The 15,524-nt window shown below is 42.8% G+C and carries 8 protein-coding genes and 1 tRNA gene; 1 reads left to right on the forward strand and 8 read right to left on the reverse strand.

The window, feature by feature from the left end; genetic code table 11:
• Window positions 1–94 precede the first annotated feature (94 nt).
• The 4 genes from HXT35_RS01725 to HXT35_RS01740 all read right to left on the reverse strand — a co-directional run bounded on the left by HXT35_RS01725 (window position 95) and on the right by HXT35_RS01740 (window position 5,726).
• Window positions 95–2,623: a hypothetical protein gene (locus HXT35_RS01725; protein WP_004126940.1), complete on the reverse strand. Its 2,529-nt coding sequence runs from the start codon at window positions 2,621–2,623 to the stop codon at window positions 95–97.
• A gap of 535 nt (window positions 2,624–3,158) precedes the next feature.
• On the reverse strand, window positions 3,159–4,058 hold the full coding sequence (locus tag HXT35_RS01730; protein WP_004126939.1) for a PDDEXK nuclease domain-containing protein: 900 nt from the start codon (window positions 4,056–4,058) through the stop codon (window positions 3,159–3,161).
• A 223-nt stretch (window positions 4,059–4,281) separates the two neighbouring features.
• Window positions 4,282–4,354 (reverse strand) — tRNA-Arg (locus HXT35_RS01735).
• Between the two features lie 178 nt (window positions 4,355–4,532).
• Window positions 4,533–5,726: an SLC13 family permease gene (locus tag HXT35_RS01740; protein ID WP_004126938.1), complete on the reverse strand. Its 1,194-nt coding sequence runs from the start codon at window positions 5,724–5,726 to the stop codon at window positions 4,533–4,535.
• 274 nt (window positions 5,727–6,000) lie between these two features.
• Here HXT35_RS01740 and HXT35_RS01745 point away from each other — a divergent pair, with 274 nt between their 5' ends.
• Window positions 6,001–7,752: an acetolactate synthase large subunit gene (locus HXT35_RS01745; protein ID WP_004126937.1), complete on the forward strand. Its 1,752-nt coding sequence runs from the start codon at window positions 6,001–6,003 to the stop codon at window positions 7,750–7,752.
• Between the two features lie 58 nt (window positions 7,753–7,810).
• On the opposite strand, the gene dnaG is transcribed toward HXT35_RS01745, so the two are convergent.
• From dnaG to HXT35_RS01765, 4 genes are all read right to left on the reverse strand, one after another.
• Window positions 7,811–9,886: a DNA primase gene (gene dnaG / locus HXT35_RS01750; protein WP_032843406.1), complete on the reverse strand. Its 2,076-nt coding sequence runs from the start codon at window positions 9,884–9,886 to the stop codon at window positions 7,811–7,813.
• Window positions 9,887–10,296: 410 nt separating this feature from the next.
• A complete protein-coding gene (locus HXT35_RS01755) occupies window positions 10,297–12,171 on the reverse strand; it encodes a PASTA domain-containing protein (protein ID WP_004126921.1) in 1,875 nt (624 codons plus the stop codon).
• 137 nt (window positions 12,172–12,308) lie between these two features.
• A complete protein-coding gene (locus tag HXT35_RS01760; RefSeq protein WP_421788252.1) occupies window positions 12,309–14,114 on the reverse strand; it encodes a PASTA domain-containing protein in 1,806 nt (601 codons plus the stop codon).
• A gap of 82 nt (window positions 14,115–14,196) precedes the next feature.
• Window positions 14,197–15,480, reverse strand: coding sequence for a deoxyguanosinetriphosphate triphosphohydrolase (locus HXT35_RS01765; RefSeq protein WP_004574504.1), 1,284 nt, complete (start codon window positions 15,478–15,480; stop codon window positions 14,197–14,199).
• Window positions 15,481–15,524: the final 44 nt, after the last annotated feature.

Below are 15,524 nucleotides of genomic sequence, written 5' to 3' on the forward strand. Positions count from 1 at the left end.
ATATTGGTTTAGTTAATCTAATTATGTTTTATTTTGACTACGCGCACGTAAATCAATACGCGCGCACAACTTGATTACATAGGCAGCTTTCACATTAGCATCGCCGCCTTTCGTAAAGCAGCTTTCTGCATGCTTCAGTTTGACTTGCCACAAATCCTGCAGCAAGCACGCTCACCATTACGGCGGCTACAGCGCCCAGCTGCAAGTTCCAACTCTGCCCACCCGTGTGCGGCAAAGTAAAATCTTCTGACACGTGAATGTTAATAGCCAACTGCGCATAGTCTTTGTTGGCTGTTAGACCAGCAAAGGCAGTGGATATTTTATTTGGCTTTACGTCGCTTTTAGCTACTTCGGCATTGAATTTATCAAGCGCATCTTGCTTCAGCGCGTACACATAGCACTGGTAATCGCCCGTTTCTGTTGGCTTAAATGTAGCGCTGGCGTTGGCAGTAGCCGCAAACTTAGTGGCAGACCCAACAAGCGAGCAAGACTGCTCACCTTCTTTTGAATTACATGTACTTTGAGCATTACCTTCTGGGAAATTAAAGCCAAGCTGTTCTGGCGATTGCCAGTTACTGTACGCAAGACCATTTTTATCTGTAGCGCCTGCGTTGCTTTCGCTTCCAGTAGTGCCTGCACCGACTGCACTACCTGCGTCAACTACAGAGCTTGCGCCTGCACTACTTCCTTGCGGCTTCTCGCCCTTTGCACACAACATTCTAAGCGTAATTTGTTTTGTTGAATCCGCCTCAGACGTGGCTTCAATAAACGGCTTAAGCTCCATTCCCTTCATAACAGACACAGTGTCGCCATCACCCAACGCAGCAGACGCAGAAGACGCACCGCTAGAAGACCCGCTAGCCCCAGCATCAGCACTCTTAAACGGATACACATTCAGCTTAAGATCGCCATCTTTAACCTCAAGCTTCTTTTTATTCGACTTCACTTCAATCGTAACTGACTTATAAGCCACGTCGATATCTTCACCAACAAAATATTTAACATTCACATAGGTAAATGAAATTAAACTATCTGGATTCTCAAATAAATTCTTTTTTTTATCAGCATAACTTATCTGATCCTTGAAATGGTCTATTGTTTTTGGATGAATTTTAATGTTACCTGTATAACTATATTGAACATCCTTAATAGCAAACACTTTGCACTCAAAAGTTCCAGCCTTTTCTGGCGTCCCACTAATCCAGCTTTGCGAGCGCTCAGTATCGTCATTTTCTTCATATACAGTGTACGGATCTGCATTTTCACTAGGTCGAGTCTGATTTTCCATATGCTTGAACTGAGTCTGCTTATTTGTAGAAGGACTATCCTTTTTATCTTTAAGGCTCAAACCATTAACAGTGTCTACCGTGTAACTGGCATCATCATTACTACCATTTTCATGGCAAATCATATGGTGATAAATAACACCAGGCTTTTTAGTTGACTTAGAACCAATAAAAAGCTTGTTAATAGGATCGTAAGTGTCTTTATTATCAGCACTGCCAGCAGCACTTCCACCAGTAGCTGAAGCATTAGACTTTGGCTTTATAGTAATTTTATTATCAGTTACCGCAGTACCATCCTGAGCATTTTCAAAATCGTATAAGCTCAGTGATAAATCATTGTTTAAATTACTCTTCTGCTCGTCAGATAGATCAACTTTTACACTTATTTTAGCGTGTATTTCTTCTTTTTTATTTTTGTAATATGCAAAAACTTTGAATTCATAACTGCCGTAATCCCATTTACCATTTGGACGCAAAGTTATAGAACCATCATCAAAGCCTGTTTCATTTTCAGTATCCTTAACTTTAATAATTCTACCATTTTCTGTTTTTTCAAAATTCACCCAACTTGGTACAGGATTTCTACCACTCTTTTCTAATTTAAACCACAAGCCACTCGGCATAGTGGCGTCTTTCCTATTAGTACCCTTAAGTTTAATTTTGAATTTTGGATTAATAGTTATAGTGCTACCACGCTTTATTAAAATAGTCTTACCATTATCGACAGTAGCAGCAGTACCAAAATCGTAGCTAATCTCGTAGCATGATTTGAAAGATTTTTTGTTAAGTACTTTGCACTCTGGCGGAAGATCAACTTTGTCAGTGGCAGCGCGATCCAGTTCACGCCTTTTGCGAAGCAATTTATTTGCAGATTCGTCTTTTTTAGCGGATTTTTCAGCGTCTTTAGCAGCATCTTTGTCAGCGGCAGTGTCTTTAAGGCTCTTGTTTGCACCTTCTACAGCATTGTTTTGCTGCTGCTTCGTTGAGTCAACGTTTTGTGCGCTGCCTGCATCCGAGCCGGCTGGTCTTGAAGAAGTTTGCGGATTTCTAGTCTCAGCGACATTAGCTTCTTTAGCACCGTCTTTTACGCCAGCTCCAGTACTTGATGCAGTCTTAGGCTCAGCATTTCCGCTATTAGTTTGCGACTGAGCTTGCACCTGATTAGGCTCGCCTTGCGAACTAGCGCCCATAGAGGCGGATGGCATAATCATAAAAGTGGCAAGAATCGTAGCAGCGGCAACAAAAAACGCCACAATTGCACGGCGAGCACACGCTGTTTTAGCGCCAATCGAACGCAAAAATCGAAGAAAACGGCTACCGCGATGTAAATCACTCATTGGCACATCTCCTTCCCTCCGTATTGAGCCTTAAATACTATACCCCCCCCCCATAGATTTTTCAAGTTACACCAATACTTTTAGCAATTTAAATCAATCAGACAACTAATAAATCGCAGCGCGAAAGCAGATCGTCGCGCGTAGAGCCGCAGGCTGCTGATTCGCCAAGCGAAGAAGAAAAATCGAAAAATCTCTGCGATAAGGCACGGTTATTAACGATTAATACGCAGAGTTTGGGGGATTTCTCTACGAGCACTAAAAGAGGACTGAGAAGCTACATTCTTTAAGAAAGGCGAACACAATAAACTCTTTTAGCAACCAGAGCGCCCGAAGGACGGGACGTGCGAGGAGAGAAATCCCCAAAACTCGCGACACGGTAAAAAAGAATCCGCAAAACTCGTGCTGCGAGATAAGTAATTCCTATCTCACACATCCACACCAGAAACCAAAAACAAAAAAAACAAACAGTTTCAGAATACAAAAAGGCGGTTAGATTTTATTCTAATCACCTTTTACACATTATAATTATTAAATTTTATTCGTTTGTTTCTTCCGTAATATCTATATATTCTTTTAATTTTTGTTGCAACAAATTCTTATCTATCAGTTTTAATGTATACTCCGATACCATCGTAGGTGAAAGACTTCTACTTAATGCAAATTCTACTACCTCATCATCTTTTGAAGCACAAAGAATTACTCCTACGCTTGGATTTTCAGTTTGTTTCTTTACTTCTCTATCCAGTGCTTCTAAATAGAGGTTCATTTTCCCGATATATTCCGGTTTAAACTCTCCAATTTTTAATTCAAATGCAACTAAACAAGATAGTCCCCTATGATAGAACAGCAAATCTATATAGTAATCATGATTGCCAACCTGTACCCTATACTCATTACCTATAAAGGAAAAATCTTTCCCAATCTCTAAAATAAAGTTCTTCAAATTCTCGAGAATTGACTTCTGAAATTCTCTTTCATTCCCAATCTTTGGAGCATCAAGAAATTCTAAAACATAACTGTCCATAAATAAATTATGCGTCTCTTGTTTTACACTTTGTATGGCAGGCAAATTATTACTATTTGAAAGCATATAACGCTCATAATAGCCACTGTCAATCTGCCTTACCAACTCTCGGTGAGTTAGATTCTCATGAATCGCTAAGTTAATGTAGAATTCTCTTTCTTCTTTACTTTTAGATCCGGATATTATTTTCAAATGATTAGACCAGCTCAATTGTGTCAACAACGTTGACACTTTTTCATCATCCTTATATATCTCATAGAATTGCTTCATTCTATAAAGTCCCCTACGGGTAAATCCTTTTAAATCAGGATAATTTTCAGAGAAAAAATCAGCAACATTTTCCACAAAATTTGATCCATAAGCTGCTTCTTTACTTTTCTCGCTTATATACTTTCCCACTTCCTGATACATCAAAATCAATCTAATCTAAAATTTTTTCTAAGACGATTTTCACTTAAACAATATCCACACCAGAAACCAAAAACAAAAACAAACCCAACAAGAACACGCTGCACGCGTCACAAAGACGCGCACAGACCTCGCTTGCGTTGAAAGCACACCGTGCTTTCAACCTTGAGCAAGCTCGGCACTTTTAAAAAGCCCGAAATTCCAATAATTTCGGGCTTGGTAAAAGTGCCCCCGACGCGACTCGAACGCGCAACCAACGGATTAGAAGGCCGTTGCTCTATCCTTTGAGCTACAGAGGCAAACAAATGGCTATTATACCAAAACGGCACTATCAACGCGCCTTAAAAACAGAAAATAACAGAAATAGCCTATAAAAGTCACCTAAAAAGTCGCCTATAAAAGTCACATATAAAAGTCACATATGAAACTTGCAAAAATCCTATTTACAAAACGTCACTGCTAAAACTTACAAAAACACTACTCAATAATCCATGCAAGTGACATTAACACAGCAAGGAAGAAAACGTTCACAATCGTGTACGTAAGCAAATAACGTCCCCTATGCTCAGGATACTGATGTGTAATTCCCTTGTAAGAAATAAGCGAAGCCATAGAAGCAATAAGCGTACCCATTCCACCAAGATTCGTACCAATAATCAGCATCTTCCACTGATCACAGAATCCAGAAAGCAAAATCGTCGTCGGAACATTACTAATAAACTGGCTTGAAGCAATAGAAACTTCCATAGGATGCGTACCAACCCACATTTGTGCAAAATCACTAAAGCCCGGAACTCTTCGCATATTGCCAATAAAAATAAAGAACATAATAAAGGTAAGCGGCAAAGCCCAATCAAGAACACGGAACACATGACGGTCGCAAAGAAGGAAAGCCACCACCATAATCACAACCATAATCCAATCCGGAATCCAACCACTAACACCACACAAGCAAACCACAAAAAGCAGGCTGTAAACAATAACGCGCCAACGAGTAAAGCTCATGCCGTAGCCCATAACGCGAATCTCATCCGGCTGCGGACGACCATGCGAAGGAGCAAGTACACTCTGCTCAATATCATCACCGTGCAAGCCAGCAAACTGATCAACCTTACGAGACTTAAAGAACACAAAAGCAAACGCAATCATAAGAACCGCAGCCGTAACCGTATACGGTGACATAATCTTCAAAAAGTCTTTAGTAGACATATGCGTTAACGCTTTTAAGTACAAGTTATGTGCATTGCCAATAGGCGTAAGCATGCTGCCAACATTCGCGCCAATAGTCATAAGCGTGATTACAAGAATCGAACGTTTTTCAGCATTCGCCATAACAAGCACAGAAAGCGCAAAAGGCACAAAAGTTACGAGAGCAACATCGTTCGTAATAAACATTGCAGAGAAAAACGTTAGCGACATGAGCACAATCACAAGCCCACGCTCAGTCCTAACATGCCTTAAAAGACGCGCACCAATCGCACGAAATACACCAATGCGCTGAAATCCGCACACAACCATCATTAGGCAAACAAGCTGAGAAATTGTGTTTACGTGAATATAGCTAAGATACTGCCAATCAGGAGGAACGAAAAAACATGAAATAATTGCCAAAATTGCCGCAACAATAAGAATGGTTTCACACTTGACCAAATTTAACAGCCAGCGCTTCATCATTCCTCCGTAAAGCAATAAACACAATGCTTCCATTGTACTAGAAACCCAATCCCACAAACAGGTTAAACTCCCGACAAAATCGTTGCAATAGCAATAAATTAACAACTATTAATAGCATGATTTAGCCTAAAATAGCTAACACAAAATTCCGCCCTTTTTTGTGACACGCGCATCAGCAAAGAATGTCGCAAAAGACAGGAATACGTATATTATTTAGAAAAGAATTTGTTGGCACTAAACAAATAATTGTTTACTACATAAGAAGCGAAATATGGCAGACATAAAAGAAACCGAAAGTAAGAAGATTGAACAAAAGCTTGCACGCCAAAAACATCTTCGCGAAAACCATCAGCGCAACACTGCAGATTTAATTGTTGAATGCCTAGTAAACGAAGGCGTTGAAGTAGTTTTCGGCATTCCAGGTGAGGAAAATATTCCGCTTCTTGAAGCAATTGAGCGCGACGGTCGCATTCGTTTTGTGCTTACTCGCCACGAGCAGGGCGCTGGTTTTATGGCAGCAACATACGCTCATATTACTGGAAAACCAGGCGTATGCTTGGCAACTTTAGGCCCTGGCGCACTAAATCTTACGCTTCCTGTAGCTCAAGCAAACGCAAGCACTACGCCGCTTGTGGCGATTTGCGCACAAGGTAATGTTTCTAGGCTTTATAAGGAATCTCATCAGATTATTGATTTGGTTGCGCTCTTCCAGCCGATTACGCAATGGTCTTCTATGATGCTTGCTCCAGAGTCTGCGCCGGAAATGGTTCGAAAAGCTTTCTCAATTGCCGGTCGTAACAGGCCTGGAGCAACGTGCCTTGTTATTCCGGAAGATATTAGCGAAATGCCGGCGCCTAACGACGCGAAGCCGCTTCCGCTACCACATCCGCTTCACATTATGCCAGCTCCGGACACTATTGAAGAAGCTGCTCAAATTATTAGTAAAGCAAAACAGCCTATTATTTTAGCCGGAAACGGCGTTGCGCGCTCGCACGCTGAGGAGCAGCTTCTTGCTTTTGCCGAGCAGCTTAATGTGCCGGTTGCAACTACTTTTGAAGGAAAAGGCGTTTTTCCAGATAATCATCCGAATGCGCTTGGAGTCGTTGGATTTATGCATCGCGACTACGAAAACTTTGCTTTTGACACAGCTGATTTGATTATTGCCGTAGGTTTTTCAATTCAACAGTTTGATCCTAAGAAAATCAACCCGAATATTGATAAAACTATTATTCACATCAATACTTTTGTGGAAGATACCGACGCGCACTACCCTACTGCGTTGAATATTATGGCAAATATTGGGCAGACACTTAAAACTCTTACAGAAGTATTAAAAACACGCAACGTAACTTTCGACGTAAGTCACCCTCGTATTAGACAACTACTTACGGAAGAATTACATTCTTGCGAAAACGACGAAAGCATGCCAATGAAACCACAGCGCGTAGTTTACGATATTCGCCGCGCTGTGCCTGAAGGCACGAAGGTGCTTGTAGATACGGGCGCTTTGAAAATGTGGATGGCACGCTTGTACCCAACTATGCACCCTAATACTTGCATAATCGACAACAGTCTTTCAACTATGGCTTGGACGCTTCCAGGCGCTGTTGGAGCCTCGTTTATTCGCGATAATTCCGGCAAAATTAACACGAAACCAGTTTTGGCTGTGATGGGCGACGGAAGCTTTATGATGAACGTGCAAGAAATTGAAACAGCTGTGCGCGTTGGAAGCCGCATGGTTGTTCTTGTTTGGGAAGATAACGCGTACGGCTTAATCAAGTGGAAGATGGAGCTTCACGCAGGCGAGCACGAATACGTTGATTTCCATAATCCGGACGTGCCAAAATTGGCTGAAAGCTTTGGCGCGCGCGGTCACGCTGTTAAAAAGCCGGAAGATTTGTACAATATGCTTCGCGCAGCTTTGGAGCAAGAAAGCGGAGTGGACGTGATTTCCTGCCCAGTTGATTACAGCGAAAATATGAAGCTTATTGAAAAGCTCGGCGATATTGACTTTAGTAACTGACACAGCTCTCCAAACGCGCAAATTGTTTCGCGTTTGGAGAGATTAGCCAAACAAAACACTACACGATTTGCGACTGCAAATTTTTGCGAGCAGCTTCCATTGAAGTAATTTTTCCTAGAAGCTCAAGCTTTTCCTTGCCATCCTTGAGTTTCGCCATACGCGCTCGAGCTGCACCGATTCTACGCATGAAACCAACGTCTAAAAGTCGAATAAGCAGCTCGTTCGCATACTTGCTTTCTGCAACAGTAGCTTTTCGCAAAACATCCGAAGGAGATCCGTTTGAAGATTGCTGATTCTGTTGATTGCCTGCATCTTCCAATGCATCTGCAGTAGAAGGAAGCGGCAATGGCATTACCGAAAGCTCAGTAATAACAGACTCCAGCAAAGGACCAGCTGCTTTAGTCATCATATGCAACCATAATCCTTGCGTAACGTTGCCAGTCGGCAATCCTCCCGCAGCAACAAACGCCTGGAACAGCGTTCGAAATACTGGTGTAATAAAATTATTTAACGTAAGCTGCGCAAATAATTGTTCATTAAACGCAAGCGGAACTTGCAGCAACAAAGCCATAAACTGCTGCTCGCACATGAATACAGCATCATCAACGCGATAATAACGCTGATTTTGCGCAGCATTTCGAACAATCGCCATTCTAGAAGCTTTAGAATCTGCATCACGCTCAGCAACAGCCTGCGGCAATCCAGCAGGAGTAGCGTTATACCTAGATGCGTAAGCGTCGTCGTCGCGAACTTGCAAACGGCGGCGAGAAGCCTCAACTTCACGACGCATAACAGCTAAATCAACACCAATTGCGCGCACAGCTTTGCGAGCATACAAGTCAAGAAGCGAACGGTCGCGAATTTGCGCAATAAGAGGTGCAACGGCTTTCACCGCACCCATTTGACCAGTCGTAAACGAAGTATCAAAACGATTGATAACAGTATTAATAACAAAGTCATAAAGCGGACTTGCGTGCGAAACCAGCGAGCGCACTGCGTCGTCACCGCGCTGAATACGCAAATCGCAAGGATCAAGATTATTGTCTGCTACAGCAACAAAAGTTTGCGTTAAAAATGCAGAGTCTAAGCCAAAAGCGTGAAGCGCAGCCTTCTGACCGGCAGCATCACCGTCAAAAGTAAAAACGATGCGCGAACTTACAGACTGACCATCCACCTTCAAAGGCCCCACAAGCTGAATTGCACCCAAAGAATCATCAGCAATAAGACGACGCACAATCTTCGCATGCTCAACGCCGAAAGCAGTTCCGCAAGTAGCAACAGCAGTATCAACACCAGCTAAATGGCATGCCATAACATCCGTGTAGCCTTCAACAATTACAACTTGACGCTTTTTAACAATATTTGCTTTAGCTAAGTCAATTCCATACAAAACCTGCGTTTTTCGATACAGTGCAGTGTCGGGAGTGTTAATATATTTCGCGCTAATAGAATCGTCGTCGTAAAGCTTTCTTGCACCAAAGCCAAGAGTTCTACCAGTCGAGTCGCGAATAGGCCAAGTTAAGCGACCGCGGAAGTAGTCGTATATTCCTCGCTGACCGAGTCGAGCTAAGCCAGCGTCAAGCAGCTCTTGACGCGTAAAACCTTTATTAGCTAAGTATCTGACTAAATTATCCCAGCCTTTAGGAGCGTAGCCACAAGAAAAACGCGCACTTTGCTGAGGCGTAAAGTTTCGTCCGGCAAGCAATTCGCGCGCGGCAGCAGCTTCCTCAGTATTAAGATTTGAAGCGAAAAACTTTTGAGCTTCTTCATTTGCTTCTAAAAGCCTGGCTCGCTTAGAACCGTGCGATTGAGAGTCGCCTTTTTCTGCCTGCTGGTAGTGCATTTCAATGTGGTAATGATCTGCCAAAAACTCAACAGCTTCGCGAAAATCAATGTTTTCTTTCTGCTCAACATACTTAAAAACGTCGCCGCCTGCACCGCATCCGAAGCAGTGCCACACGCCCAAACTTGGACGCACGCTAAAACTCGGTGTTTTTTCATCGTGGAATGGGCAAAGACCTACAAAAGTGCCAGTTCCCGAAGGCTTAAGCGTAACCGTTGCAGATACAATATCATACAAATCTGCCACAGCGCGCACGCGCTCAATATCTTCTTTTGCGATCATTCCAACCATGGTATCTAGCTTATCGCAAACCGGCGGCGAGTGGTATTGGCGGTATGTGGAAACATTTGCCGTATATTTTCCGGCATTTGTTGTCGCTTCAGTCTCAGCTAACCACATTTGCCGTATTATTTTCCCAGCATTTGTTGTCGCTTCAGTCTCAGCTGACCACATTTGCCGTGTTATCAATGACGCGCGGTTCCATTCGCACCTGCCCCGGACGATTCGCACGCGTACTATCTTGTGGAAGAGCATTTCTACTGGAGTGCAAATCCTAGCGAATCGTTGTAAAGAGCGCTAAAAACGTATCACTTGCGTACAAGTTGCATATGTCACTTGCGTAAATCACTTACGTACAGAACTTACGTGCAACACTTGCGTTAACCAGCAAACTTTATACAGATTCGTTCTTTTACTTGCGCTTACAATTCCCTATCTTTAAAGAACCAAGACCAATCAAACGGCTTCTCAACTAAATAGTAAGCGTTTGAATCGTCTGGAGCCGGAGCAAAAGGTATTGCTTTATGTTTAGAAGTTGGAACAAAAGGATTGTCTCGCATATCACCATCTTTTGAAGCAACTGTTCGCTCTGATTTACTGTAATATTTAGGATCTCTACGCAAAATAAATGGACGATTCATATCAGGTTTCGTGCTACCTGCGCCCTTAAAGAATCCGCTTGCTTCTAGTTCGTCGAGCTTTGCATTAACAGGAACAAGCACAAAATACGCGCGCATCTTATACGTTATACCCTTATTTACTCCCGGCACATCAATAAAGTTATTGCTAGAATAATCTGGATAATTGCTATCTAAATCTTGGTAATCTTGGAATTGTCCGTTAACACACAACCCCGAATGCACATTGTATACCTTATTGCCACAATAAGGATCTCCACCATCGCGAAATATTTCAGTCATGCCAGAATCACCAAAAATCAATGTATTGCGCAAAGGAAGAGAATTCTTATCTTCATCACTATCATCAGTATCAATTGCATCACCCAATAATTGCTGTGTATACTGCCACATTGCGAAACTGTGTGCATAATCTTTATTATTTTCATCATCTACTAAATCATCCATAGCATGGGCGCCACGAAGAAGCACTCTAGTATTCTCGCCTATTTCTGTATCATAATTTGTAGGTTCAAACTCTAAGCAATCTCCAGATTTAGTGCACCATTTTCCAACAAATGGAACTAATGTAGAAACTACAGTTGCTTGATTACTTTCACCATATCCACGCTTGCTAGTAAACATTTTCTTAGTTTCAGAAGCATCAGCGCCATAATAAAGCGTTATGTCGGTATCTCCCCTATGTGATTGCCCTAATCCAAGATTAGACCCAACAATTTTGCCTAAGTGTTTTCGGGATGAATATTTTGGTACAAGTCTAACTTTGAATCCTTCATCAGACATCATTTTGTACGCTTCGTCTTTATCTTTATCGAATAATTCAACAGGAACAGACCTGCCGCTATCAGGATATTTATCTTCTTCTCCAACACCTATGAAGATTTCTTTATTTTCATCTAAAGGCTCGCCTGGCATTGGGTTAGTTGCGGCGATTTTTCCAGGATGAAGTGAGGCTACTTTGTAAACTTTTACTGGAACTCCCATTGATTTTAATAGAGGCGCTGCTTCTTCAACAGTTTTTCCAATCACTCCCTTTTCCGGCATTCCAGGACCTTTGGATTCAACGACCGTTACAACGTGATTTCCGTGAATAACTTGCCCAGGTTTTACGTTTTGATACCGAGCAAAATTACCTGGTTTACTTCCTCCGAAATCTTTTACTAAGTGAGTTTCAACACCTTTTTCTTGCAGTTCGCGTACAACATCTTGCGCAGATTGTGAAGTTTTTGCTTTAGGTACGACTATGCGTTCAGATGGCGCTGCTTTACGAAAATGCGGAGAAGTAAAGAAGAAGACTGCCGCCGCAATAATTGCAACCGCTGCTATAACACATGCGCTGATGATAATTAGTTTGCGATTTTTGAGAAAATTGGTTTTGCTTGGGCTTGTTGCTTTTGCGGGATTTGGTTGAAAGTATTGCGAATTATATTGCGACTGCTGCTGGTATTGCGTCTGCGGATTATATTGCGGCTGATATTGGGTTTGCTGTTGATTATAGTACGGTTGTTGCGGCTGCTGCTGGTATTGCGAATCATATTGCGGCTGCTGCGGCTGAGACTGCTGGTAGTCCGACTGAGCTTCATTTTCAACAACAGCTCCGCAAAAACCGCAAAACTTGGTACTTTCGTCAATCTTATTTCCGCAATTTATGCAAAACATCGCAACCTTCTCTCATACGCGCAGCAATCTCATCTACAGAGAAATTTGCTTTCTATACTACAGCTACTTGCGCAATTTTTTAATGCGATAACAAACGCCGTGAATATTCACGGCAAATGTGGTCAAACGCGGCCAAATCACAGTGATTCGCCAGGAATTGCACTCCAGTCGAAAGGTTCTTCCACAAGATAGTACGCGTTTGAATCGTCCGGGGCAGGCGCGAACGGAACTGCGCGACTACGCTCCGTAGGTACAAAAGGATCAATCCAATTGACTTCTCCAGGGGCCAAATTCTTGCGCGTTTCTTTGTATAGCTTAGGATTCCTGCGCAAAATAAATGGTCGTGTCAAATCAGGCTTATTTTCAACTTTTCCAGCGAAATATCCGCTATTTACAAGCTTATCGAACTTCGCACCAACAGGCACAACCACCATAAAATCTTGCATTACGTAATAAAGACCTACGTTTATACCTGGATCTTCCAAGGCTGCTTCGCGATCAATTTTGTTATCTGCCATGTCAGCAGCACCAAGATATTTACCGTTTACACACAGAGAAGGATCACCAAAATTATAAATAGCGTGTCCGTCGCAACGAAGCGATTCTCGGCCAGCATATAATTCAACAGTTCCTGTATCGCCGGAAATAAGATGATTACGCATGATTGAAGTATTTGGAAGATTCTTATCGAATACTGCGTAATCTGATGGGTCTGGACCCCATGAACTCAAGTATAGAGCATTTATATTGTATAAAGTATTGGGAGGAGTATTTTTGGCAACTTCGGATGTCATTACTCCGCCGATTCTATTGCTCTCTCCGAGAATATCTTCAGGGACAAGTTTTATGCACTTGTTGTCTTTTGTGCACCATTTTCCTACGAAAGAACCAGCTCTGTCCACTACGTAGGCTGTTTTGCCGTTGTAATCCATTGGCTCTGTTACTACATCTTTTGTTTTGGATGCGTCAACGCCATAGTAAAGCGTTACGGCTTTAGGACTGCCTTTAGTGCCCAAAGCTGGGTAGGCGCCAACGATTTTGCCGAAATACTTTGCAGACGAGAACTTCGGGCGAAGATCCACGCTGAAAGGCTTAGAAGATAGCATGTCCTTGGCTTTGTCTTTATCTAAGCCAAACACGTCAACCGGCACGCCATCGCACTTTTCGCCAACAGCAATATTTATTACACCGTCTTTGCCAACAGCGTTTCCAGGCATTGGGCTGGAAGCAACAATCTTACCGTCTGCAGCATCGGTAGAAGGAACGTGATGCAGTTTTACTGGAACGCCCATCGACTTCACAATTTTCTTGGCATTGTCTAAACTTGCGCCAACAACGCCTTTCGCAGGAACACCCGGGCCTTTAGATCTTAGAATTTTCACAACTATTTTAGTTGACACTTTCGAACCCGACTTAACGTTTTCGTATCGAAGGAAGTTGCCCTTCTTTTCGCCGCCAAACTCGTCGATAACTTTCGTGCGGAAACCATTATTTTTCAATGATTTTACAACTTCATCCGCATTGTCTCCAGCCTTTGCTTTAGGAATTACTTCCGATTTTGAGTTAAAGACTGTAAAAGCTGCAGGAGTATTTCTTGTGAAATACCAAACTGTTCCAGTAATCGCAAGCGCTATGGTTAGCACGATGCTAGTAATCATAATTGCAAGACGTTTGCGATTGTTAAGAAGATTCGCTTTATTTTGGTTTAGTTCTTTTGGCTGATTCGTCTGATTTGGCTGATTCGTCGGTTGCTGTGACTGCTGTGGTTGCTGTTGTTGCTGGTTTGTTTGTGGTTGCTGGTTTACTTGCGGTTGCTGGTTATATTGGAGTTGCTGGTTTGCTTGAGGTTGCTGCTCCTGCTCTACATTTTCAACAAGCGCTCCACAAAAAGCACAAAACTTGTCACTTTCGTCAATCTTATTTCCGCAATTTATACAAAACATAGCAACCTTCTTCGCACAATTTAGTCTTTACAACAAATCTACACTCACAGCTCCCCCTGCACAAAGCACTTAGCAAAAGCACCTAACACAAAGCCGCGTGAAGAGTTGCGGCGGAACCGTCTGTTAAGCTTGCAACCTGGTCGATTGCCACACGAAGACGCTCATCATCATTAGTGCACTCGTTCCAATCCCCTACGAACACTTCTTCCATAGCATCATGTGAACGCGGCGACTTGCTCATAAAGACTTCCACTAAATCCGTCAAAATCTTCTGTTCGCGCTTATAAACTTCACGCTCGCGAGGAGCGATTATAAAGTGCACTGCCAAACTTTTAAGTATTACAATCTCGTAGGAAGTATCTTCCGGAATTACAAGGTTTGCTCGGTAACGAACAAGCGGACCGTTGCCATAACGCTCACGCGTAGCGTGCTCAACAGAACTTGCGAAACGTCCAATAAGAGCGCTAGTAATATTTTTCAACTGCGCTAACGCTCGGCGTGAACCGTCGAAAGAATCAGGGAACATTGCGCGCTTCCTTAAACGCTGCAAAGCCGCCAAAAGTTTATCTACATCCCAACGATCTCCATACCATGCATGAGTTTCTTCAACAACTTTATCTACGACTTTTGAATCCGCAACTAAAGCAGGATTAAAAGCGCCGGTTACAATCGCATCTTCAATATCGTGCACACTGTAAGCAATATCGTCCGAAAGATCCATAATCTGGCATTCCATTGGACGCGAGTTTTTAGGAGCGCCAATTTTCAGCCATTCAAACACATCACGATCATCCGGATACACGCAGAATTTAAGATCGCGCTCACCTTTGTCGTGCGCCTTAGCTTCTTCTAATCCCCACGGATACTTCACTGCAGCATCTAATGCTGCGCGCGTAAGATTTACTCCTGCACTCCTGCCGTTTTGCCGCAAAACTTTCGGTTCTAAGCGTGTAAGTAAGCGAAGAGTTTGCGCGTTTCCTTCAAAACCACCAATATTTTTCGCCAACTCTGCGAGCGCACGCTCACCGTTGTGGCCAAAAGGCGGGTGACCCAAGTCGTGAGACAAGCAAGCGCAATCAACAACATCCGGATCACAGCCGAGCATTGCTGCAATCTGTCTACCAATTTGTGCAACTTCTAGAGTATGCGTTAAGCGAGTTCGAGCAAAATCATCCGAGCCTGCAACTAAAACCTGGCTTTTCGCACCCAATCTACGAAGCGCAGACGAGTGTATGATTCGCGCGCGATCCCTTTCAAAAGGCGTTCTAGCACGAGTGTGATGAGGCTCACTCGCCCAGCGCTCAGTGTCGTGCAAATCGTATTCGCCAACGACTTCGTTATCTGATGCAATTACTTCGTTGCACATCTAGCACCTCTTTTATTTGCAATTAAGACTATTTTTTATTAACT

Origin of the sequence: Gardnerella sp. DNF01141 (assembly GCF_049244255.1) — a bacterium.
GTDB classification, from domain to species: domain Bacteria; phylum Actinomycetota; class Actinomycetes; order Actinomycetales; family Bifidobacteriaceae; genus Bifidobacterium; species Bifidobacterium vaginale_E.

What these genes read in the sequence shown, in the direction of transcription:
- HXT35_RS01725 (WP_004126940.1), bottom strand. Translation starts at nt 2,623, where the DNA reads ATGAGTGATTTACATCGCGGTAGCCGTTTTCTTCGATTTTTGCGTTCG.
- HXT35_RS01730 (WP_004126939.1), bottom strand. Translation starts at nt 4,058, where the DNA reads ATGTATCAGGAAGTGGGAAAGTATATAAGCGAGAAAAGTAAAGAAGCA.
- HXT35_RS01740 (WP_004126938.1), bottom strand. Translation starts at nt 5,726, where the DNA reads ATGAAGCGCTGGCTGTTAAATTTGGTCAAGTGTGAAACCATTCTTATT.
- HXT35_RS01745 (WP_004126937.1), top strand. Translation starts at nt 6,001, where the DNA reads ATGGCAGACATAAAAGAAACCGAAAGTAAGAAGATTGAACAAAAGCTT.
- dnaG (WP_032843406.1), bottom strand. Translation starts at nt 9,886, where the DNA reads ATGGTTGGAATGATCGCAAAAGAAGATATTGAGCGCGTGCGCGCTGTG.
- HXT35_RS01755 (WP_004126921.1), bottom strand. Translation starts at nt 12,171, where the DNA reads ATGTTTTGCATAAATTGCGGAAATAAGATTGACGAAAGTACCAAGTTT.
- HXT35_RS01760 (WP_421788252.1), bottom strand. Translation starts at nt 14,114, where the DNA reads ATGTTTTGTATAAATTGCGGAAATAAGATTGACGAAAGTGACAAGTTT.
- HXT35_RS01765 (WP_004574504.1), bottom strand. Translation starts at nt 15,480, where the DNA reads ATGTGCAACGAAGTAATTGCATCAGATAACGAAGTCGTTGGCGAATAC.